This is a genomic window from Paraburkholderia sp. EG286B (assembly GCF_040965655.1).
Lineage (GTDB): Bacteria > Pseudomonadota > Gammaproteobacteria > Burkholderiales > Burkholderiaceae > Paraburkholderia.
The window spans coordinates 66,295-85,636 of the sequence record NZ_JBFRCF010000008.1; the positions used below are offsets into that span (position 1 = coordinate 66,295).

The window sequence follows — 19,342 nt, forward strand, 5'->3', positions numbered from 1 at the left end:
CGACGCTTTAGCGGAATTGCTGCCCGGTTGCCATGATTCGCGATCGCTCACGCGTAGTTCACAGCCCACCGGCTTCGCCCCGCAAGTTGTCTATTAACTCGGCGAAGCCCTTATTATAGCGACTTCCTTAAATTGTCGCAGAGTCTCCCCCGCGTGCCGCCCATCGCCCCTTCCACAGTTCGCAAGCCCTGCAGCGGAGTTGCCGCATGATAGGCAAACTCGGCTCCCGTTTCGCCATCGGCCTGCTCAAGCTGTTCGCGATCCTGCCCTATGGCTTCGTCGCGCGTCTGGGCGACGGCCTCGGCTGGCTGCTCTACCAGATCCCGAGCCGGCGCAAGCGCGTCGTTCATACGAATCTGCGCCTGTGCTTCCCCGAGTGGAGCGACGAAAAGCGCGAGGAAGTGGCGGGGCTGCACTTCCGTCATGCGATTCGCAGCTATATGGAGCGCAGCGTGCAATGGTTCGCCTCGGCGCAGAAGCTCGAAAAAATCGTCGAGCTCGACAGCGAGATCGATCTCACCGATCCGAACCTGCCGCCGACGCTCTTTCTCGGCCTGCATTTCGTGGGCATCGAGGCGGGCTCCATGTTTCTGAACTACTCGCTGCACCGGCCCTGCGGCTCGCTCTACCAGCCGTTCTCGAACCCCGAGTTCGAAGCCGCGGCCAAGGCGGGACGCAGCCGTTTCGGCGCGGAAATGGTGAGCCGCGCGGACAGCGCGCGCGCCGTGCTGCGCTGGCTGCGCGACAAAAAACCCGTGATGCTCGGCGCCGACATGGACTACGGCATGCGCAATTCCACGTTCGTGCCCTTCTTCGGCGTGCCGGCGTGCACGCTCACGGCGGTGGGACGTCTGGCGAAGGTGGGTCATGCGCAGGTGGTACCGTTCATCGGCGAGGTGTTGCCCAATTACAAGGGTTATCGGCTGAAAGTGTTCAAACCTTGGGAAAATTATCCGACCGGCGACGACGATCTCGACGCGCGCCGCATGAACGCCTTCCTCGAAGAACAGATTCCGCACATTCCCGAGCAGTACTACTGGGTCCACAAGCGCTTCAAGACGCGGCCGCCAGGCGAGCCGAGCGTCTATAACTGAACTTCGCGCACACGATCGAGGCCCGGGTTTTCGCCCGGGCCTCGCTTACAATGACGGCATGAAACTCAAATTCACCAAGATGCACGGCGCGGGCAACGACTTCGTCGTGCTCGACGGCTACAGCCAGGACCTCGCGCTCACGCCCGAGCGCGTGCGCGCGCTCGCCGACCGCCACTTCGGCATCGGCGCGGATCAGTTGCTGCTGGTCGAGAAGCCGACCGTCGAAGGCGTGGACTTCCGCTATCGCATCTTCAATTGCGACGGCGGCGAGGTCGAGCATTGCGGCAACGGCGCGCGCTGCTTCGTGAAATTCGTGCGCGACCGCAAGCTCACCGCTTCGAACCGCGTGCGCGTGCAGGTGCAGAAGGGCACGATCACGCTCGTCGTGCAGGAAAACGGTGAAGTCGTCGTCGACATGGACCGCCCCGAGTTCGAACCGGCGCTCGTGCCGTTCAACGCAAACGGCCTCGAAGGCCGCCGCGAAGGCAACGACACGCTCTGGCCGCTCGACGTGAACGGCGCCCGGCGCTGGGTGTCGGTCGTCTCGATGGGCAATCCGCACGCGGTGCAGGTCGTGGACGACGTCGAGGCGTACCCGGTGAAGGCCGAAGGCGCGGTCATCGAAACGCATGCGCGTTTCCCGAACAAGGTGAATGCCGGTTTCATGCAGATCGTTTCGCGCAACGAAGTGAAGCTGCGCGTATTCGAGCGCGGCGCAGGCGAAACGCTCGCGTGCGGCACGGGCGCATGCGCGGCCGTGGCGGCGGGCATTCGCCGCGGGCTGCTCGACACGCCCGTGAAGGTGCATACCCACGGCGGCCTGCTGACCATCGCCTGGGACGGCGCGCGCGACGAATCCGCCGCGCTCACCATGGCGGGCCCGGCTGCCACGGTATTCGAAGGCGAGATCGAGCTGGCCGACTGACACGCACCATCGGCCTCGTGCGGCGCGCGCAATGAGAGAACGTCGCGCTGTACGAATACCCGAAAACCATCCACCGCATGACAGACCGCGCGCCGCCGTGCGCGCCTCACAACTACAACGCGTCCACAACATGAACGATCGCGAAGTTGCCGACTATCTGCTCGCCCACCCCGATTTTTTCGTTGAGCACGCCGAACTGCTCGCGACGATCAAGCTAGGCAATCCGCATGGCAAGGCTGCCGTCTCGCTGCAGGAGCGCCAGATGGAAATGCTGCGCGAGAAGAACAAGCATCTCGAGCGGCGTCTCTCCGAGCTGCTGCGCTACGGCCACGAGAACGATTCGATCGCCGCGAAGTTCAACCGCTGGACCACGCGCATGATCGCCGAGCGCGATCCGTACGCGCTGCCGCGCTCGATCACGCAGAACCTGCGCGACGTGTTCGACATGCCGCAAGCCGCGCTGCGCGTGTGGGACGTGGCCGAGTCCTACAGCCAGGCCGACTTCGCACGCCATACCGGCGAGGAAGTGCGCATCTTCGCGAACAGTCTCGACACGCCGTACTGTGGCGCGAACACCGGCTTCGAGGCCGCGCAATGGCTCGACTCGAGCGACGGCGCCGCCGAATCGGTCGCGATCATCGCGCTGCGCGCCCCCGCTGTGGCCTCGAACGACGCGCCAGTGGGCGAAGCCTTCGGCCTGCTGGTGATGGGCTCGCCCGACCCGCGCCGCTTCCACGAAGGCATGGCCACCGACTTTCTCACGCAGATCGGTGCACTGGCGAGCGCGGCGCTCTCGCGCCTGCTGCCGCACTGACACCCGCCCAGGCCGCCCAACGTGAACCCGACCGATCCGATCGCCGACTATCTCGCGATGCTCGAACACGAGCGGCGGCTCTCGGAGCACACGCTGCGCGGCTACACGCATGAACTCGACGAGCTGAAGAAGCTCGCCAACGGCAAGCCGCTCGAAGCGGTTACCGCCGCGCAAGTGCGCGGCGCGGTGGCGCGCGCGCATGCGGGCGGCCTCTCGGCGCGCTCGATCGCGCACCGGCTCTCGGCCTGGCGCGCCTTCTATCGCTGGCTCGCGGGGCGCATCGAGATGGACGCGAATCCCGTGGCCGCCGTGCGTGCGCCCAAGCGCGCCAAAACGCTGCCGAAGGCGCTTTCCGTCGACGACGCCGCGCATCTCATGGAAGCGCCGGCCGTCGCCGGCACGGAAGAAGGCGGCCCCGAGGCGCTGCGCGACCGCGCGATGCTCGAGCTGTTCTACTCGTCCGGGCTGCGCCTCGCCGAACTCGTGGGCCTCGACGTGCGTTACGTGAAGCGCGACGGCTACGAATCGGCGGGCTGGCTCAAGCGCGACGCCGCCGAAGTCGAGGTGCTGGGCAAGGGCAATCGTCACCGCATGGTGCCGGTCGGGCGCAAGGCGCTCGACGCGCTCGACGCCTGGCTGGCCGCCCGCAGCGCCTTCGTAAAGCACGACGACGCCCCGCTCTTTCTCTCCGTGCGCGGCAACCGCATGGCGCCCGGCGTGGTGCGCGAGCGCGTGAAGCGCGCCGCCATCGCGGCGGGCATTCCCGCGAACGTGCACCCGCACGTGCTGCGGCACTCGTTCGCCACGCATCTGCTGCAGTCGAGCGGCGACCTGCGCGCCGTGCAGGAACTGCTCGGCCACGCGAGCATCTCGGCCACCCAGGTCTATACGTCGCTCGACTTTCAGCATCTCGCGAAGGTCTACGACACCGCGCATCCGCGCGCCAAGAAGCGCGATTGATACGCTACGGCGCTCGCGCAACGCTGCGCGATAGCAGTGCCGTTACCCCAGCATCGAAGCCATCATGAATATCGTCACCCTCAAGCCGTCCAAAGAAAAATCCCTGCTGCGCCGCCATCCGTGGGTCTACGCAAACGCGATCGACCACGTGGAAGGCAAGCCCGCGCCAGGCGCGACCGTCATCGTGCGCGCGGCCGACGGCCGCTTTCTCGGGCGCGCCGCCTACAGCCCGCATTCGCAGATCCGCGCGCGCGTGTGGAGCTTCGACGAAAACGAGCCGATCGACCACGCGTTCTTCAAGCGGCGCGTGCAGCGCGCCGTGGCGGACCGCCGCGCGATGGTGAGCGGCACGGGCGCGGTGCGCCTGATCTTCGGCGAGGCCGACGGCCTGCCCGGCCTGATCGTCGACTACTACATCGAAGACGGCGGTGATGTTGCGCAAAGCGGCCGCGGCCAGCTGGTCTGCCAGTTCATGGCAGCGGGCGTCGAGGCGTGGAAGGAGGCGATCGTCGCCGCGCTCACCTCGGCGACGGGCTGCCCGAACGTGTACGAGCGCTCGGACGTGTCGATCCGCGAAAAGGAAGGGCTCGAACAGATCACCGGCCTGCTCGCCGGCGACGAACCGCCCGCCACGATCATCACGAGCGAGAACGGCGTGCGCTATCACGTCGACGTGCGCAACGGCCACAAGACCGGCTTCTACGTGGATCAGCGCGACAACCGCGCGCTCGTGCAGACCTACGCGCGCGAGCGCGAGGTGCTCAACTGCTTCTGCTACACCGGCGGCTTCTCGCTCGCGGCCATGAAGGGCGGTGCGAAACGCGTGGTGTCGATCGATTCCTCGGGCGAAGCGCTCGCCACGGCGCAGAAGAACGTCGAGGCGAACGGCTTCGACGCCGCGCTCGCCGCCTGGCTCGATGCCGACGCCTTCAAGACGCTGCGCCGCCTCTACGACGATGGCGAGCGCTTCGACCTCGTGGTGCTCGATCCGCCCAAGTTCGCAGCCTCGCGCGAGCACGTGGACCGCGCCGCGCGCGCCTACAAGGACATCAATCTCACGGGTTTCAAGCTGCTGCGTCCGGGCGGTCTGCTGTTCACGTACTCGTGCTCGGGTGCGATCGATTCGGCGCTGTTCCAGAAGATCGTGGCCGGCGCCGCCGCCGACGCAAAGGTGGACGCGCGCATCCTCAAGCGCCTTGGCGCGGGTGTGGATCACCCGCTGCTCACGGCGTTCCCGGAAGGCGAATATCTGAAGGGCCTGCTGTTGCAAATCGCCTGAGGCGGCCTTACTTGAGGTTTTTCGGCGACGCGCCGGAACGCCTTTCGGGCCGCCTGTTCGCGCCCCGATTGGGCCTCGCGCCCGGCCGCCGCATGCGGGCGCGGCGCAGATATGTTTCAATAGGAAGTTATGTTGTAACACTCGAAGGCAGCGACAGCACGAAGCGGCGCGCCTGAACGTACCCCTCGAACACCTACCAGGCAGACAGCATGGCAACCAGCATGATTCCCGTCACCATCCTGACCGGCTTTCTCGGCAGCGGCAAAACCACGCTGCTCAAGCGCATCCTGAACGAGAAGCACGGCATGAAGATCGCCGTGATCGAGAACGAGTTCGGCGAAGAGAACATCGACAACGAAATCCTCGTGCAGGACAGCACCGAGCAGATCATCCAGATGAGCAACGGCTGCATCTGCTGCACGATTCGCGGCGACCTCGCGCGCGTGCTCGGCGACCTCGCGCAGCAAAAGCGCGACGGCAAGCTGGACTTCGACCGCGTGGTGATCGAAACCACCGGCCTCGCCAATCCGGGCCCGGTCGCGCAGACCTTCTTCATGGATAACGAGATCGCCGACGAATTCCTGCTCGACGCGATCATCACGCTCGTGGACGCCAAGCACGGCAACCATCAGCTCGACGAGCACGAAGTGGTGCAGCGCCAGGTCGGTTTCGCCGACCGCCTCTTCATCACGAAGGCCGACCTCGTCGACGAGAATGAACTCGCCGACCTGCGCCATCGCGTGCTGCACATGAACCCGAAGGCGCAGATCCGCCAGGTCAATTTCGGCGAGGCCGACATCAAGGAAGTGTTCGACCTGCGCGGCTTCAACCTGAACGCCAAGCTCGAAATCGACCCCGACTTCCTCGCCGAAGACGATCACGCTCATGCGCATCACGATCATGACCATGACCACGCGCATGATCATGACCACGCCGATTGCGACCACGATCACGGCCAGTGCAGCCACGAAGGCCACGATCACGGCCACCACCATCACGCGCACCACGACGACAAGATCAAGTCGTTCGTCTACCGCAGCGACCGTCCGTTCGATCCGAACCGCCTCGAAGACTTCCTCGGCGGCATCCTGCAGATCTACGGGGAGCGCCTGTTGCGCTACAAGGGCGTGCTCTACATGAAGGGCGTGGACCGCAAGGTGGTGTTCCAGGGCGTGCACCAGATGATGGGCAGCGACCTGGCCGCCAAGTGGCTGCCGATCGAGAAGAAGGGCAGCAAGATGGTGTTCATCGGCATCGAGCTGCCGCAGGACCTCATCACCGACGGGCTCGACGCCTGCCTCGCCTGACCGGCTTCCCCGCTTTTCCCGATACGCCCGGCCCGCTGCCGGGCGTTTTCGTCTGGAGTTTGTGCACTGCGACGCGAGAGCCGAGCCAAGTTTGCGGCCGGCGCAAAGAATTCCTTCTGGTTCTGTGCGTCAAATAACGTACCCGACCATCGCTTTTTCACGATTGGCGCGTTATATTTTCTGGATATCGACCGGTTCGCAAACGGCCTGGCGACCGGCGGGTCACAGCAGGGATTTCCCGCTTGCGGCGCGAGTTTGCGGTTCGGTTACAATACGGCCCCACTGGAAGAGAGGTGCCCCGGAATTCAGCCGAGGGACACCCCGCCGGCAGCGCATCGCGTCGCAGCGCGCAGTCGGTACGATATATGCCTCAGGAGCATCTGATGACCGGTTTCCAGAGGAGTTCGGCCCCGCAGCGGCGCTTCGGGCGTCACGACAGTTCATCGTCCGTGCCCGCCAGCGCGCATATAACGGCGCGGTAACTGCGCCTGGCAAAGTGGTAAAGGTTGGTAACGGCCACCGCGGCCACTGCGGGCAACACAAAAGTGCAGGCAAGATGTGCCAGTTTTGCCTCACTCATTGAAGAAGCAAGCCAGATGACGACGAAACGACTCTTGACCGAAGCCGAAATCCTGAAGATGGGCGACAAGGATTACATGAACGAGGATCAGCTCGCCTTCTTCAAGAACCGGCTCGAACAGCTGCAGGCGGAAATCCTCCGCAATGCGGGCCAGACCACTGAGAATCTGCGCGAAACCGTGATCGTTCCCGATCCGGCCGACCGCGCGACGATCGAAGAAGAGCATGCGCTCGAGCTGCGTACGCGCGACCGCGAACGCAAGCTGCTCAAGAAGGTGCAGCAATCGCTCGCGCGCATCGATTCCGGCGACTACGGCTGGTGCGAAGAAACGGGCGAGCCGATCGGCATCCCGCGTCTGCTCGCGCGTCCGACCGCCACGCTCTCGCTCGAAGCGCAAGAGCGCCGCGAACTGCGCCAGAAGCTGTTCGGCGATTGAGCTTTTTTCTGGCCGCGAAGCCCTGCTTGCGCGGCTAGCGACTTGCCTTCCCTGTCGAAGCGCACGGAGCCCCGTGCGCTTTTTTCTTTTGCGCGCGCCGTTCCACACCGGCGATCGCGCCGCCGTGCCGTTTTCTGCGCCCGCGGCCCTTGATATGCCCATCGCCGCCCTAAACTGCAACTGATATGCGCTCGCGGCGCGCGAGAAGCGCGTGCGACGCACCCGGATTCAGGGCGGCGGCGCCCGCAGCGTGCACGGCGCGCGGGTACCGCGGCGCCCACCCGAAAGCGGCAGGCACACCACCTTCGCATCCAACCCGGCATCAACGGTAAAAAGGAACGCACATGGAGCAATTTCACGGCACGACGATCGTATCCGTGCGGCGCGGCGACAAGGTCGCGCTCGGCGGCGACGGCCAGGTCACCCTCGGCAACATCGTCATGAAGGGTGGCGCGAAGAAGGTCCGGCGCATTTACGGCGGCAAGGTCATGGTCGGCTTCGCCGGCGGCACCGCCGACGCGTTCTCGCTGCTCGACCGCTTCGAAGCCAAGCTCGAAAAGCATCAGGGCAACCTCACGCGCGCCGCCGTCGAACTCGCCAAGGACTGGCGCACCGACCGCATGCTGCGCCGCCTCGAAGCCATGCTGATCGCCGCCGACGCGACCACCACGCTCGTGATCACCGGCAACGGCGACGTGCTCGACCCCGAGGAAGGCATCTGCGCGATCGGTTCGGGCGGCGCGTATGCGCAGGCCGCGGCCCGCGCGCTCGTGGAGAACACCGAACTCTCGCCGCGCGAGATCGTCGAAAAATCGCTCGAGATCGCGGGCGATATGTGTATCTACACGAATCACAACCGCGTGATCGAAACCATCGAATAACTCGCCAACCGACCGTACCGACGAGAAGGAATCAGGATGAGCACCATGACCCCCGCCGAGATCGTCTCGGAACTCGACAAGCACATCATCGGCCAGGCGAACGCGAAGAAGGCCGTGGCCGTCGCGCTGCGCAACCGCTGGCGCCGCCAGCAGGTCGCCGACCCGCTGCGCCAGGAAATCACGCCGAAGAACATCCTCATGATCGGGCCGACGGGCGTCGGCAAGACCGAAATCGCGCGGCGTCTCGCGAAGCTCGCGGATGCGCCGTTCATCAAGATCGAAGCGACCAAGTTCACCGAAGTGGGCTACGTGGGCCGCGACGTGGACAGCATCGTGCGCGACCTGATCGAAATCTCGGTGAAGCAGACGCGCGAAACGGAAATGCGCAAGGTGCGCAGCAAGGCCACGGATCAGGCCGAAGACCGCATCCTCGACATCCTGCTGCCGACGGCGCGCCCGGTAGGCTTCGGTTCGTCCGATGCGGCGAGCCACGCCGAAAGCGGCGACAACACCACGCGCCAGACCTTCCGCAAGCGCCTGCGTGAAGGCCAGCTCGACGACAAGGAAATCGAGCTGGACGTCGAGCAGCCGCAAGTGGGCATGGACATCATGGGCCCCCCGGGCATGGAAGACATGACCGAGCAGATCCGCTCGATGTTCGCCAATCTCGGCGGCGGCAAGAAAACCCGCCGCAAGGTGAAGGTCAAGGAAGCGCTCAAGCTGCTGACCGACGAGGAAGCCGGCAAGATGCTCAACGACGAAGAGGTCAAGCAAAAGGCCGTGCAGAACGTCGAGCAGAACGGCATCGTGTTCCTCGACGAAATCGACAAGATCGCCTCGCGCAACAACGAAGGCAGCGGCGGCGAAGTTTCGCGTCAGGGCGTGCAGCGCGATCTCCTGCCGCTCGTGGAAGGCACGACCATCAACACGAAATACGGGATGGTGAAGACCGATCACATCCTGTTCATCGCGAGCGGCGCGTTCCATCTCTCGAAGCCGAGCGATCTGATTCCCGAACTGCAGGGCCGTTTCCCGATTCGCGTGGAACTCGACTCGCTCTCCGTGAAGGACTTCGAAGCGATTCTGGTCGCGACCGACGCGAGCCTCGTGAAGCAGTATCAGGCCCTGCTCGCAACCGAAGACGTGCAGCTCGATTTCGCCGAAGACGGCATTCGCCGCCTCGCGGAAATCGCCTTCTCGGTGAACGAGAAGACCGAGAACATCGGCGCGCGCCGTCTTTACACGGTGATCGAAAAGCTGCTGGAAGATGTCTCGTTCGCGGCCGGCAATCACGCGGGCAAGAGCGTGATCATCGACGCCGCCTATGTCGACAATGCACTCGGCGAAGTGGCGCAGGACGAAGACCTGTCGCGTTACGTGCTCTAAACGTTACGCATGGCGCATGAAAAAGGGACCCCGCGGGGTCCCTTTTCTTTTGCCGCGCCTTGGGCAGCCGTGCTTACTGGCGCACCGGGCGCTTCGCGAGCTTGCGCTGCAGCGTGCGCCGGTGCATGTTGAGCGCGCGCGCCGTGGCCGAGATGTTGCCGTTGTGCTCGGCCAGCACGCGCTGGATGTGCTCCCATTCGAGGCGCGCGACCGAGAGCGGCGCCGGGTGCTCGATGGCCTCTTCGGCCTGCATGGCGCTCGCATCGCTTTGGAGTGCCGAGAGAATCATCTCGACGTTGGCGGGCTTGGCCAGATAGTTGTCCGCACCGTCCTTGACGGCCTGCACCGCCGTGGCGATGCTCGCGTAGCCCGTGAGCACGAGCATGCGTGCGTCCGGCTGCAGTTCGCGCAGCGGCGCGATGAGCGACAGGCCTGAGTCGTTGCCGAGATGCAGGTCCACGGTGATCTGCGAGAACTTCTGCTGGTTGGCGAAGCGAATCGCCTCTTCCGCATTGTGTGCCTGCTTCACCTCGAAGCCGCGCCGCGTGAGGCCGCGCGTGAGGATGTCGGAGAACACTTCGTCGTCGTCGATGACCAGAAAACTCATATCGCTCATGCCTAATTCTCCGTGTTGTTACGCGGCGTCGGGCCGGGTCGGCCCCTCGCCTGATCCAATCTCCGAACCCGCGGGCGCGGCGCCCTCGCGCGCCGCCGCGGAGTTCGCCTGACCCGCCTTGACCGGCTTCGCCGGCAAGCGCAGCACCGCACGGGTGCCGCGCGGACGGCGCGTGCGCATGCCGCTGCCCGTTACGGCGCCGGCCGACGTCTCGTCATCCGCACCGCTTACCTCGCCCGACGCGCTGCCGGGCGGCGTGACGTCGTTGAGCTCGATCGAGCCGCCAAGCCGCGCCGCCGACGAAAACGCCAGATACAGCCCGACGCCGTGGCCGCCCTGGGTGCTGTCCACGGGCGCGGCGCCCAGCGAGGCGCGCAGCGACGACGGAATGCCGGGCCCCGCATCGCAAACTTCGAAATCGACGTAGCCGGCTCGCGCGGCCGCATAGGCGCGCAGCGTCACGAAATCGCGGCTGGCGCGCGCGGCGTTGTCGAGCAGGATGGTGAGGATCTGGCCAACGGCGACGGTGTCGTCGAGGGCGAAGTCGCCCGGTCCATTGTCGAGGAGTTCGAACTTCACGTGCGGATGACGCAGGCGCCATTGCTCGACGAACGGCCCGAGCCATTCGCTCACGAGCTGGCGCGCGCCGGTGGACGATGCGCGGCTCCTCAGCCGTGCGAGCGCCGAGGTGCAAAGCGAGATCTGCTTGTCGAGCAGTTCGAGGTCGGCGGCATACGGTTCGAGGCCCTTGTCCGTGCGCGCGACGTCGCGCAGTTCCTCGGTGAGCATGGCGATGGTCGAGAGCGGCGTGCCGATCTCGTGCGCCACGGTGGCGGCCTGCACGCCCAGCGCCACGGCACGCTCGTCGCGCAGCAGGCGCTGCTGCGCGTCGCCGAGCGCGGTGTCGCGCTGGCGCAGCGCGCGCGACATACGCGCGACGAACCACACGATCAGGCACACGCTCACCATGAAGTTCACCCACATGCCCGCGCGATAGTAGTCGAACAGGTTGGCGGGATTGTCGAGATTGAGCGGCACGTTGTCGAAGCCGAGCAGCACGTAGCAGGCCACCGCAAAGGCCGCGAGCCAGGCAGTGAGATACCACGGCAGCACGGCGGCCGCGATGGCGAGCGACGGCAGGTAGAGCGAGACGAACGGATTGGTCGTGCCGCCGGAAAGAAAGAGCAGCGCGGAAAGCGCGCCGAGATCGACCCAGAGCTGGCCGAACAGTTCGAGATTCGATTCGGGACGATCCTGCGTGACGCGCAGCCAGGTCACGCCGTTGAACGCCACTTCCATGGCGATCACGAACAGCATGGCGGGCAGCGGCAACTGCACGCCGATGAAGAGTTGCACGAACGCGATCGTACAGAGCTGGCCGATGATGGCGAGACTGCGCAGCCAGAACAGATGGCTGAGATTGACGCGAGCACTGACGGTTATGCGATGCATGCTGTCAGTTTACCGGTTAAGACTTATCTGATTCATCATCTTGAAAGGGTTTGCTTCAATCTATGTCATCCGCCGACCACTTTTGCTTCGGCGCTTTCTGACAAGCCAGACGGAACAATGCAAGCCTCGCCCCCTGACGTACTCCACACCGTGCGCAATCTCTTTATCGATTTCATCGACGCTGCGGCGGCCAGTGGAACCGGCAAGGCGACCGATGCGTCCGCACACGAATTGCTGGCCGCCACGCGCGCAGCGCTGAGCGGCCTCGACGACGACGCGCTCATGCGCATCGCCGCTCGCGCACAGGACAGCGCCCTCGCGCAAGAAGCCGTACGCCTGAGCGCCGCGATCGCCCGGCTCGCTCCGGAGCGGGCCGCCGCGTGGTTCGCAGCGGGCCTCGCACTGCAGTTTGCAAACCGTCATGCCGAAGCGGTAGAACCTTACCGCCACGCGCTGGGAATCGCGCGTACGTTTCCAAATCTGCGCAACAATCTTGCAACAGCTTTGATGCAGATCAATTTTGGAGACCGCGAGATTCTGTCGCTGCTCGAAGAAACGGTCGCCGAAGAGCCCGCCAACGTCAACGCCTGGATCAACCTGGCGCGCGTGTTCCCAACCGATACCGACGCGGCGCGTCCACTCCACGCCAGTCGCCGCGCGCTCGAACTCGCACCGCAAAGCCCGCTCGCCCTGAACAACCATGCGATGGCCTGCAAGGAAGCGCAGCAGTGGGACGAGGTCGAACGCGCCGCACGCGCCGGCTGCCAGTATGCGCCGAACGACGCATCGCTACGCTCGAACCTGTCGATGACCCAGCTTCTGCGCGGCAACTATGCCGAGGGCTGGCCCGGCCACGAGATGCGCTGGCAGGGGTCGAGTGAGCTGGCCATGGGCCGCCCGCTGTTCCCGAAGCCCGAGTGGCGAGGCGAGCCGCTCGCGGGCCGCACCTTGCTGGTATGGGGCGAACAGGGCATGGGCGACCTGCTGCAATTCTGCCGCTACGTGCCCCTGCTCGCCGAACGCGTGCATCGCGAAGGCGGCCGGCTCGTCTGGAATTCGTTTCCGCAGATGGGCGCGCTGCTCGCACGAAGCCTCGGCCACCATTGCGATCTGTACTGCGCGGGCGGCCCCGTCGAAAACCTGCCGCCCTACGATTGCGAAGTCTCGCTGTTGAGCCTGCCGCTCATCTTCGGCACCGAGGAAGCGACGATCCCGGGCCCCACCGGTTATCTCAAGGCCGATCCCGAGGCGGCGGCGCGCTGGCGCGAATGCCTTGCGGGCGAACCGCGCCTGAAGGTTGGGCTCGCGTGGACGGGCAGCCTCACGCACAAACGCAATCCGTTTCGTCGCGTCGGGCTCGAACGGTATGCCCGGCATTTCGGCGGCATCGAGGGCGTGGCGTTCTATTCGCTGCAGCCCGGCGCACAGCAGGACATCGCCGCGGCGCGCGCAGCGGGCTTCGAGGTGACCGACTTCAGCGCCCAGTGGAAGACCTTCGACGACACCGCCGCGTTCGTCGACGCGCTCGACCTGGTGATTTCAGTGTGCACGTCGAGCGCACACCTTGCGGGCGCGCTCGGCAAGCGCGTCTGGGTGCTGCTGGACGTGAATCCGCATTGGGTCTGGCTGCTGGATCGGCGCGACAGTCCGTGGTATCCGAATACCCGGCTGTACCGTCAGAAGGCGTTCAGACAGTGGGAGCCCGTGCTCGACGAGGTGAGCGCCGATCTCGCGGCGCTCGCGCACGGCGCGCAACGCAACGCGCAACTCGGCGCGCCATTCATGGCATAACGCTTCTGCCCTTCGGCGCGGCGCCCGCTGCCGGCGCCGCCGCCGCCGCGAGGCATTCGGGGCAGAGGCAGCGTCCGCGCGGGTCCAGCTCGCTCGCGGGCAAGGCGGGCAGCGACTTGCACCAGCAATCGAAGGGTTCGGTGTTCCTGCCGCAATCGAAGCTGTTGCCGCAGCGCGGGCAGCGGGCGCTTTTCATGCCGGTGGCGGGCACGGCGGAGGCGGTCATGGCGCGCACTCCTCTCGAAGCCATGGGTTGGCGACAGAAAGATGATGCCACAGCCCGCGCGCGGGTCCTGCGCCTCGCTTGTCACGCCCGCCTTTCCCTGCCGATTTCGCCCCGTTTTGCGGCGCCGCCGATACGCTCGCGCCCGTGTTGCGCATGTGCCTCGCGAAGCGCCCGATGCGCGTCGTTTTCCCCGCCGTTTTCCCTGCTGCACCGCGCCAGTCCTGTACAATCCGGCCTGTTTCGACCGTTTTGCGGCCGCGTTCTTCGTCCGCGGATTTTCGTCCGCGAGTTTCGTCTGTTTTTCGTCCAAGTCTCCGCCGCCATGTCCGAGCCCATCGACCTTTCGCAGATCGCCCCCACCCTGAAAGCCGAAATTCTGGCCGAAGCGCTGCCTTACATTCGCCAGTATCACGGCAAGACCGTCGTCATCAAGTACGGCGGCAACGCCATGACCGAAGAGCGGCTCAAGCAGGGCTTCGCGCGCGACGTCATCCTGCTCAAGCTCGTGGGCATCAATCCGGTCATCGTGCACGGCGGCGGCCCGCAGATCGACACGGCGCTCAAGAAGATCGGCAAGCAAGGCACGTTCATCCAGGGCATGCGCGTGACCGACGAAGAAACCATGGAAGTCGTCGAGTGGGTGCTCGGCGGCGAAGTGCAGCAGGACATCGTCACGCTCATCAACCACTTCGGCGGCCACGCGGTCGGCCTGACCGGCAAGGACGGCGGCCTGATCCACGCGCGCAAGCTGATGATGCCGGACCGCGACAACCCCGGTCAGTACGTCGACATCGGCCAGGTGGGCGAAGTCGAGGCGATCAACCCTGCGGTCGTGAAGGCGCTCCAGGACGACGCGTTCATTCCAGTGATCTCGCCGATCGGCTTCGGCGAAGACGGCCTCTCGTACAACATCAACGCCGACCTCGTGGCGGGCAAGCTCGCCGTGGTGCTCAACGCCGAAAAGCTCGTGATGATGACGAACATCCCGGGCGTGATGGACAAGGCAGGCAATCTGCTCACCGACCTCTCGGCGCGCGAAATCGACGCGCTCTTCGAAGACGGCACGATCTCGGGCGGCATGCTGCCGAAGATCTCGTCGGCGCTCGACGCGGCCAAGAGCGGCGTGCGCTCGGTGCACATCATCGACGGCCGCATCGAGCACTCCGTGCTGCTGGAAATCCTGACCGAACAGCCGTTCGGCACGATGATCCGCTCGCACTAAGCTCCTTGCTCCCGGCGGCGGCGCGGTGCCGCCGCCGCGTCTCACGTCCGCGATGACCGACTCCAGCCTTCATGCCAGGCGTGCCCGGCGCCGGCCGCGCCGCGTCGCCCGTACAGCGGGCGCCCCCACCTCGCGCGGCCCGGGCTACGGCGCCCCCACCTCGCGCGGCCCGAGCTACGGCGCCCCCGTCTGGCTATTCGATCTCGACAACACGCTGCACAATGCGTCGCGCGCAATCTTCCCGGCCATCAACGCCGGCATGACGCAGTACATCGTCGACGCGCTCGGCGTGAGCCGCGACGAAGCCAATCACCTGCGCACGAGCTACACGCGCCGCTACGGCGCGACGCTGCTCGGCCTCACGCGCCATCATCCGATCGACCCGCACGACTTCCTCAAGGTCGTGCACACCTTCGACGACCTGCACGGCATGCTGCACGCCGAGCGCGGCCTCGCCCGCACGCTCGCCGCGCTGCCCGGGCGCAAGATCGTGCTCACCAACGGCCCCGAGGACTACGCGCACGCGGTGCTCGCGGCGCTCGGCATCGAGCGGCTGTTCGAACGTGTGATCGCCATCGAAGGCATGCGCTCGCGCAGCCACTGGCGCGCCAAGCCCGACTGCGCGATGCTGCGCGGCACGCTGCGCCGGGCGGGCGTGGCGCTCGCCAATGCGATCCTGATCGAAGACACACGCAGCCATCTCAAGCGCTACCGGCGCCTCGGCATCCGCACCGTCTGGATCACCGGGCATTTGCCCCCGCACTTGCCGGGTACCGGCAGGCCGCACTATGTCGATCGTCGCATTCGTTCGCTAAAATCCCTGAAACCAGGCCTGCAGTCGGGACGCTCGAAGTAAAACGGGGGAGCGCCAACCCAGAGGCCAACGCCAGGGACGATATCCATGCAGCCGACAGAAACGCGTGAAGCAGTCGAAGCAGCAGAATCGCCGGGCGCGGCCCGCCGCGCCCCCCGCCCGAAACCGGGCGAACGCCGTATCCACATTCTCCAGACGCTCGCCACCATGCTCGAGGCGCCGCGCGGCGAGAAAATCACCACCGCGGCATTGGCCGCGCGCCTGGGGGTTTCCGAGGCCGCGCTGTACCGCCATTTCGCGAGCAAGGCCCAGATGTACGAGGGCCTGATCGATTTCATCGAGCAGACGCTTTTCGGGCTCATCAACCAGATCGTCGAAAAAGAGCCGAGCGGCGTTCTGCAGGCGCGCGCGATCGCCCTGATGCTCGTGAACTTTTCCACACGCAACGCCGGCATGACCCGCGTCCTGACCTGCGAAGCCCTTGTGGGCGAGCACGAACGCCTCGCCGAGCGCGTGAACCAGATGCTCGATCGCGTCGAGGCGTCGCTGCGCCAGTGCCTGCGCGTCGACCTCGCGCAGGAGGCCGAGCGCAGGGCAGTTTCGGGGTCTGACCATGTCAACGCGAAGCCGGCCGCCAAGGGATACGATCCAACGGTCCGGGCGAATCTGGTCGTGCGCTATGTGATCGGTTGCTGGCATCGCTATGCGCAAAGCGGTTTCACTCGCTCACCGAGCGAGCACGCCGACGAGCAGATCCGCATCATTCTTCAATAGCGGCCGCGGGGCGTCTTTCCGTGGCGGCTGCTCGCGTCGCTACAAGGAGAACCGTCACATGAACCGTCCCGTTCCTCCGCTCGGCCTGCCGCCCATCCTGACGGGCCTCTCCGCCCATTGGGGCTGGCTCATCGCGCGAGGCATCGCCGCGATCGTCTTCGGCGTGCTTGCCTTCTCGCTGCCCGGGCTCACCGTGCTCACGCTCGCCATCGTCTGGGGCGCCTACGCCCTCGTCGACGGCGCGTTCGCGCTCATCTACGGCGCGCGCGGCGGCGGCACGCGGCGCTGGACCTACATCATCATCGGTCTGATCGGCGTGATCGCCGGCCTCGTGGCGTTCTTCTGGCCCGGCGAGACCGCCATCGTCCTCGTGATGATCATTGGCGTGTGGGCGTTCTTCACGGGCATCTTCGAGATCGTCTATGCAATCCAGTACCGGCACGCCATCGCGCATCCGTGGGCGGTCGGGATTTCGGGGCTGCTCTCGGCCACGGTAGGCTTTTTCTTCGCGATGTTCCCAGGCGCTGGCGCGCTCTCGCTGATCTGGGTGATCGCCGCCTATGCGGTCCTCTACGGCCTCCTGATGATCATCGCGGCCTTGCAACTGCGGCGCTGGCGCAACGCGCATCCTTCTGCGCCCGTGAAGTGATAAGGCTTCGCGGCCTCGCGCGGTGCGCGGGCACGTGAAGGGACGGTGCAAAAGCGCCGGGGCGGCATCGCGCCGCCCCGGCTCGCCTTTCCCGTGCGGCGCGTCGCTTTACACTTTTTCCGATATACTCTGCGTTCCTTTTGCAATACCCACGCGCCGATTTGCTGACTCGATTGCGGGCGCGTGAACTCTCAAGGCCAGGGCCCGGGAGTTCGATATAAATGCGGCTAAAGAGGTCGTCAGCTGCGCCAACCCTTTCGCACTCCGCGCCCGCCGACACCGTTTAGCCGCCCGAAAAACCAAGGCGGAACGAATGGAATCGATCGGCATCGTCGCTCCTCAAACACTGCATTTCGACGAGCCTCTGCAATTGCAGAACGGCACGGCGCTGGCCGGGTACGACCTCGTGGTCGAAACCTACGGCACGCTCAACGCCGCGCGCAGCAACGCGGTGCTCGTCTGTCACGCGCTCAACGCGTCGCACCACGTGGCGGGCGTCTACGAGGACGACCCCAAAAATGTGGGCTGGTGGGACAACATGGTCGGCCCGGGCAAGCCGCTCGACACCAACCGCTTCTTCGTGATCGGCGTGAACAATCTCGGCTCGTGCTTCGGCTCGACCGGCCCGATGAGCATCGACCCGGCCACCGGCCAGCCCTATGGCGCGAAGTTTCCGGTCGTGACCGTCGAGGACTGGGTGGACGCCCAGGCGCGCGTGGCCGATCGCTTCGGCATCGAGAAGTTCGCCGCGGTGATGGGCGGCAGCCTTGGCGGCATGCAGGCGCTTGCATGGAGCCTGCGCTATCCGGATCGCCTCGGCCACTGCATCGTGGTCGCCTCCACGCCCAAGCTCTCGGCGCAGAACATCGCGTTCAACGAAGTCGCGCGCTCGGCCATCCTCTCGGACCCCGACTTCCATGGCGGAGACTACTACGCCCACAACGTGAAGCCGCGCCGCGGCCTGCGTGTCGCGCGCATGATCGGCCACATTACCTATCTGTCCGACGACGACATGGCCGAGAAATTCGGCCGGGCGCTGCGCCGTGCGGAAGGCGCCGAAAACGCCTACAACTTCAACTTCGAGGTGGAATTCGAAGTGGAGTCGTACCTGCGCTATCAGGGCGACAAGTTCGCCGACTACTTCGACGCCAACACCTACCTGCTGATCACACGCGCGCTCGATTACTTCGACCCCGCCAAGGCGTATGACGGCGACCTCACGCGCGCACTCGCGCACACGAAGGCGAAATACCTCGTGGCGAGCTTCGCGACCGACTGGCGTTTCGCGCCGGCGCGCTCGCGCGAACTCGTGAAGGCGCTGCTCGATCACAAGCGCCAGGTGACCTACGCGGAAATCGACGCGCCGCACGGCCACGACGCCTTCCTGCTCGACGACGCGCGCTATCACAATGTGGTGCGCGCTTACTACGAACGTATTGCTGCTGAGGTGGGCGCATGAACCAGAGCGCTTTCGACAGTCTTTCCGCCCGTCCCGACTTTCGCACCATCGCGCGCTGGATCGAACCGCGCGCGAAGGTGCTCGACCTCGGCTGCGGCGACGGCTCGCTGCTCTCGCTGCTCACCGAGGAGCTGGAGTGCACGGGCTACGGCATCGAGATCAACGACGCGGGCGTGCTCGCTTCGGTGAAGAACGGCATCAACGTGATCCAGCAGAATCTGGAAGACGGCCTGCGCCTGTTCGAGGACGCGAGCTTCGACTTTGCGATCCTCTCGCAAACGCTGCAGACCATTCACCAGACGGCCGCCATCCTGCGCGAGACGGCGCGCGTGGGCAAGGAGTGCATCGTCTCGTTCCCGAACTTCGGCTACTGGCCGCACCGGCTTTCGGTGCTGCGCGGCCGCATGCCGGTTTCGAAGTCGCTGCCCTACCAGTGGCATAACACGCCGAACGTACGTGTTCTCACGGTGAAGGACTTCGAGGCGCTCGCGCCCGAGGTGGGCGTCGAGATTCTCGACCGCGCCGTGCTCCATGGGGGTCAGACCGTTCGTTGGGGTGTGAACTGGCGTGGTAGTCTTGCGGTCTATCGCGTGAGAAAAAAATGACGCCGTGCGCGGCGTCGCGTGTTTTTCTGCCCGACCGGTTCACCTGGAACCGCACCCAACACCGCCGCCGCT

General features: G+C 65.5%; 19 protein-coding genes. 16 read left to right on the plus strand and 3 right to left on the minus strand.

Annotation, left to right across the window (positions count from 1 at the left end; all coding sequences use genetic code 11):
• Positions 1 to 206: 206 nt before the first annotated feature.
• The 9 genes from AB4Y42_RS18755 to hslU all read left to right on the plus strand — a co-directional run bounded on the left by AB4Y42_RS18755 (position 207) and on the right by hslU (position 9,662).
• A complete protein-coding gene (locus AB4Y42_RS18755; RefSeq protein ID WP_368689431.1) occupies positions 207 to 1,094 on the plus strand; it encodes a lipid A biosynthesis lauroyl acyltransferase in 888 nt (295 codons plus the stop codon).
• 58 nt (positions 1,095 to 1,152) lie between these two features.
• Positions 1,153 to 2,019 (plus strand): diaminopimelate epimerase, encoded by an 867-nt coding sequence (gene dapF / locus AB4Y42_RS18760; protein WP_368694991.1) that lies wholly within the window; start codon positions 1,153 to 1,155, stop codon positions 2,017 to 2,019.
• Positions 2,020 to 2,149: 130 nt separating this feature from the next.
• Positions 2,150 to 2,833: a DUF484 family protein gene (locus AB4Y42_RS18765; RefSeq protein ID WP_368689433.1), complete on the plus strand. Its 684-nt coding sequence runs from the start codon at positions 2,150 to 2,152 to the stop codon at positions 2,831 to 2,833.
• Positions 2,834 to 2,890: 57 nt separating this feature from the next.
• Positions 2,891 to 3,793 carry a tyrosine recombinase XerC gene (gene xerC, locus AB4Y42_RS18770; RefSeq protein WP_368695116.1) on the plus strand — a complete coding sequence of 301 codons (903 nt, stop codon included), beginning with the start codon at positions 2,891 to 2,893 and terminating at the stop codon, positions 3,791 to 3,793.
• Between the two features lie 64 nt (positions 3,794 to 3,857).
• Positions 3,858 to 5,072: a class I SAM-dependent rRNA methyltransferase gene (locus tag AB4Y42_RS18775; RefSeq protein ID WP_368689434.1), complete on the plus strand. Its 1,215-nt coding sequence runs from the start codon at positions 3,858 to 3,860 to the stop codon at positions 5,070 to 5,072.
• A gap of 221 nt (positions 5,073 to 5,293) precedes the next feature.
• Positions 5,294 to 6,379 carry a GTP-binding protein gene (locus tag AB4Y42_RS18780; RefSeq protein ID WP_368689580.1) on the plus strand — a complete coding sequence of 362 codons (1,086 nt, stop codon included), beginning with the start codon at positions 5,294 to 5,296 and terminating at the stop codon, positions 6,377 to 6,379.
• Positions 6,380 to 6,975: 596 nt separating this feature from the next.
• The gene (dksA, locus tag AB4Y42_RS18785; RefSeq protein WP_322031516.1) at positions 6,976 to 7,395 is read left to right on the plus strand and encodes an RNA polymerase-binding protein DksA; all 420 of its coding nucleotides are present in this window, start codon (positions 6,976 to 6,978) and stop codon (positions 7,393 to 7,395) included.
• A gap of 344 nt (positions 7,396 to 7,739) precedes the next feature.
• Entirely contained in the window at positions 7,740 to 8,276 is a 537-nt protein-coding gene (gene hslV, locus AB4Y42_RS18790) for an ATP-dependent protease subunit HslV (protein WP_238465739.1), read from the plus strand.
• Positions 8,277 to 8,312: 36 nt separating this feature from the next.
• Positions 8,313 to 9,662: an ATP-dependent protease ATPase subunit HslU gene (gene hslU, locus AB4Y42_RS18795; RefSeq protein ID WP_368689435.1), complete on the plus strand. Its 1,350-nt coding sequence runs from the start codon at positions 8,313 to 8,315 to the stop codon at positions 9,660 to 9,662.
• Positions 9,663 to 9,735: 73 nt separating this feature from the next.
• Here hslU and AB4Y42_RS18800 read toward each other — a convergent pair whose 3' ends face one another.
• Together AB4Y42_RS18800 and AB4Y42_RS18805 are read right to left on the minus strand one after the other, a co-directional pair.
• The gene (locus tag AB4Y42_RS18800; protein WP_028203192.1) at positions 9,736 to 10,278 is read right to left on the minus strand and encodes a response regulator transcription factor; all 543 of its coding nucleotides are present in this window, start codon (positions 10,276 to 10,278) and stop codon (positions 9,736 to 9,738) included.
• A gap of 18 nt (positions 10,279 to 10,296) precedes the next feature.
• Entirely contained in the window at positions 10,297 to 11,730 is a 1,434-nt protein-coding gene (locus tag AB4Y42_RS18805; RefSeq protein ID WP_368694992.1) for an ATP-binding protein, read from the minus strand.
• Positions 11,731 to 11,847: 117 nt separating this feature from the next.
• Here AB4Y42_RS18805 and AB4Y42_RS18810 point away from each other — a divergent pair, with 117 nt between their 5' ends.
• Positions 11,848 to 13,521: a hypothetical protein gene (locus AB4Y42_RS18810; RefSeq protein WP_368694993.1), complete on the plus strand. Its 1,674-nt coding sequence runs from the start codon at positions 11,848 to 11,850 to the stop codon at positions 13,519 to 13,521.
• Here AB4Y42_RS18810 and AB4Y42_RS18815 read toward each other — a convergent pair.
• Positions 13,511 to 13,747: a cysteine-rich CWC family protein gene (locus AB4Y42_RS18815; RefSeq protein ID WP_368689438.1), complete on the minus strand. Its 237-nt coding sequence runs from the start codon at positions 13,745 to 13,747 to the stop codon at positions 13,511 to 13,513. The genes AB4Y42_RS18810 and AB4Y42_RS18815 overlap by 11 nt on opposite strands.
• 322 nt (positions 13,748 to 14,069) lie before the next feature.
• Between AB4Y42_RS18815 and argB the strand changes: the two genes are divergently transcribed.
• From argB to metW, 6 genes are all read left to right on the plus strand, one after another.
• Positions 14,070 to 14,969 (plus strand): acetylglutamate kinase, encoded by a 900-nt coding sequence (gene argB, locus AB4Y42_RS18820; RefSeq protein ID WP_368689439.1) that lies wholly within the window; start codon positions 14,070 to 14,072, stop codon positions 14,967 to 14,969.
• A 52-nt stretch (positions 14,970 to 15,021) separates the two neighbouring features.
• Positions 15,022 to 15,825 carry a pyrimidine 5'-nucleotidase gene (locus AB4Y42_RS18825; RefSeq protein WP_368694994.1) on the plus strand — a complete coding sequence of 268 codons (804 nt, stop codon included), beginning with the start codon at positions 15,022 to 15,024 and terminating at the stop codon, positions 15,823 to 15,825.
• Positions 15,826 to 15,870: 45 nt separating this feature from the next.
• Entirely contained in the window at positions 15,871 to 16,557 is a 687-nt protein-coding gene (slmA, locus tag AB4Y42_RS18830) for a nucleoid occlusion factor SlmA (protein ID WP_368689441.1), read from the plus strand.
• Positions 16,558 to 16,615: 58 nt separating this feature from the next.
• Positions 16,616 to 17,206, plus strand: a complete 591-nt coding sequence (locus AB4Y42_RS18835) for an HdeD family acid-resistance protein (RefSeq protein ID WP_368689442.1) — start codon at positions 16,616 to 16,618, stop codon at positions 17,204 to 17,206.
• Positions 17,207 to 17,519: 313 nt separating this feature from the next.
• The gene (locus tag AB4Y42_RS18840; RefSeq protein ID WP_368694995.1) at positions 17,520 to 18,665 is read left to right on the plus strand and encodes a homoserine O-acetyltransferase; all 1,146 of its coding nucleotides are present in this window, start codon (positions 17,520 to 17,522) and stop codon (positions 18,663 to 18,665) included.
• On the plus strand, positions 18,662 to 19,270 hold the full coding sequence (gene metW, locus AB4Y42_RS18845; RefSeq protein WP_133188307.1) for a methionine biosynthesis protein MetW: 609 nt from the start codon (positions 18,662 to 18,664) through the stop codon (positions 19,268 to 19,270). The genes AB4Y42_RS18840 and metW overlap by 4 nt, the downstream gene beginning before the upstream one ends.
• Positions 19,271 to 19,342: the final 72 nt, after the last annotated feature.

Excerpts from the sequence above, each read along its gene's own strand:
- AB4Y42_RS18755 (WP_368689431.1), top strand. The coding sequence starts at position 207 with ATGATAGGCAAACTCGGCTCCCGTTTCGCCATCGGCCTGCTCAAGCTG.
- dapF (WP_368694991.1), top strand. The coding sequence starts at position 1,153 with ATGAAACTCAAATTCACCAAGATGCACGGCGCGGGCAACGACTTCGTC.
- AB4Y42_RS18765 (WP_368689433.1), top strand. The coding sequence starts at position 2,150 with ATGAACGATCGCGAAGTTGCCGACTATCTGCTCGCCCACCCCGATTTT.
- xerC (WP_368695116.1), top strand. The coding sequence starts at position 2,891 with ATGCTCGAACACGAGCGGCGGCTCTCGGAGCACACGCTGCGCGGCTAC.
- AB4Y42_RS18775 (WP_368689434.1), top strand. The coding sequence starts at position 3,858 with ATGAATATCGTCACCCTCAAGCCGTCCAAAGAAAAATCCCTGCTGCGC.
- AB4Y42_RS18780 (WP_368689580.1), top strand. The coding sequence starts at position 5,294 with ATGATTCCCGTCACCATCCTGACCGGCTTTCTCGGCAGCGGCAAAACC.
- dksA (WP_322031516.1), top strand. The coding sequence starts at position 6,976 with ATGACGACGAAACGACTCTTGACCGAAGCCGAAATCCTGAAGATGGGC.
- hslV (WP_238465739.1), top strand. The coding sequence starts at position 7,740 with ATGGAGCAATTTCACGGCACGACGATCGTATCCGTGCGGCGCGGCGAC.
- hslU (WP_368689435.1), top strand. The coding sequence starts at position 8,313 with ATGAGCACCATGACCCCCGCCGAGATCGTCTCGGAACTCGACAAGCAC.
- AB4Y42_RS18800 (WP_028203192.1), bottom strand. The coding sequence starts at position 10,278 with ATGAGCGATATGAGTTTTCTGGTCATCGACGACGACGAAGTGTTCTCC.
- AB4Y42_RS18805 (WP_368694992.1), bottom strand. The coding sequence starts at position 11,730 with ATGCATCGCATAACCGTCAGTGCTCGCGTCAATCTCAGCCATCTGTTC.
- AB4Y42_RS18810 (WP_368694993.1), top strand. The coding sequence starts at position 11,848 with ATGCAAGCCTCGCCCCCTGACGTACTCCACACCGTGCGCAATCTCTTT.
- AB4Y42_RS18815 (WP_368689438.1), bottom strand. The coding sequence starts at position 13,747 with ATGACCGCCTCCGCCGTGCCCGCCACCGGCATGAAAAGCGCCCGCTGC.
- argB (WP_368689439.1), top strand. The coding sequence starts at position 14,070 with ATGTCCGAGCCCATCGACCTTTCGCAGATCGCCCCCACCCTGAAAGCC.
- AB4Y42_RS18825 (WP_368694994.1), top strand. The coding sequence starts at position 15,022 with ATGACCGACTCCAGCCTTCATGCCAGGCGTGCCCGGCGCCGGCCGCGC.
- slmA (WP_368689441.1), top strand. The coding sequence starts at position 15,871 with ATGCAGCCGACAGAAACGCGTGAAGCAGTCGAAGCAGCAGAATCGCCG.
- AB4Y42_RS18835 (WP_368689442.1), top strand. The coding sequence starts at position 16,616 with ATGAACCGTCCCGTTCCTCCGCTCGGCCTGCCGCCCATCCTGACGGGC.
- AB4Y42_RS18840 (WP_368694995.1), top strand. The coding sequence starts at position 17,520 with ATGGAATCGATCGGCATCGTCGCTCCTCAAACACTGCATTTCGACGAG.
- metW (WP_133188307.1), top strand. The coding sequence starts at position 18,662 with ATGAACCAGAGCGCTTTCGACAGTCTTTCCGCCCGTCCCGACTTTCGC.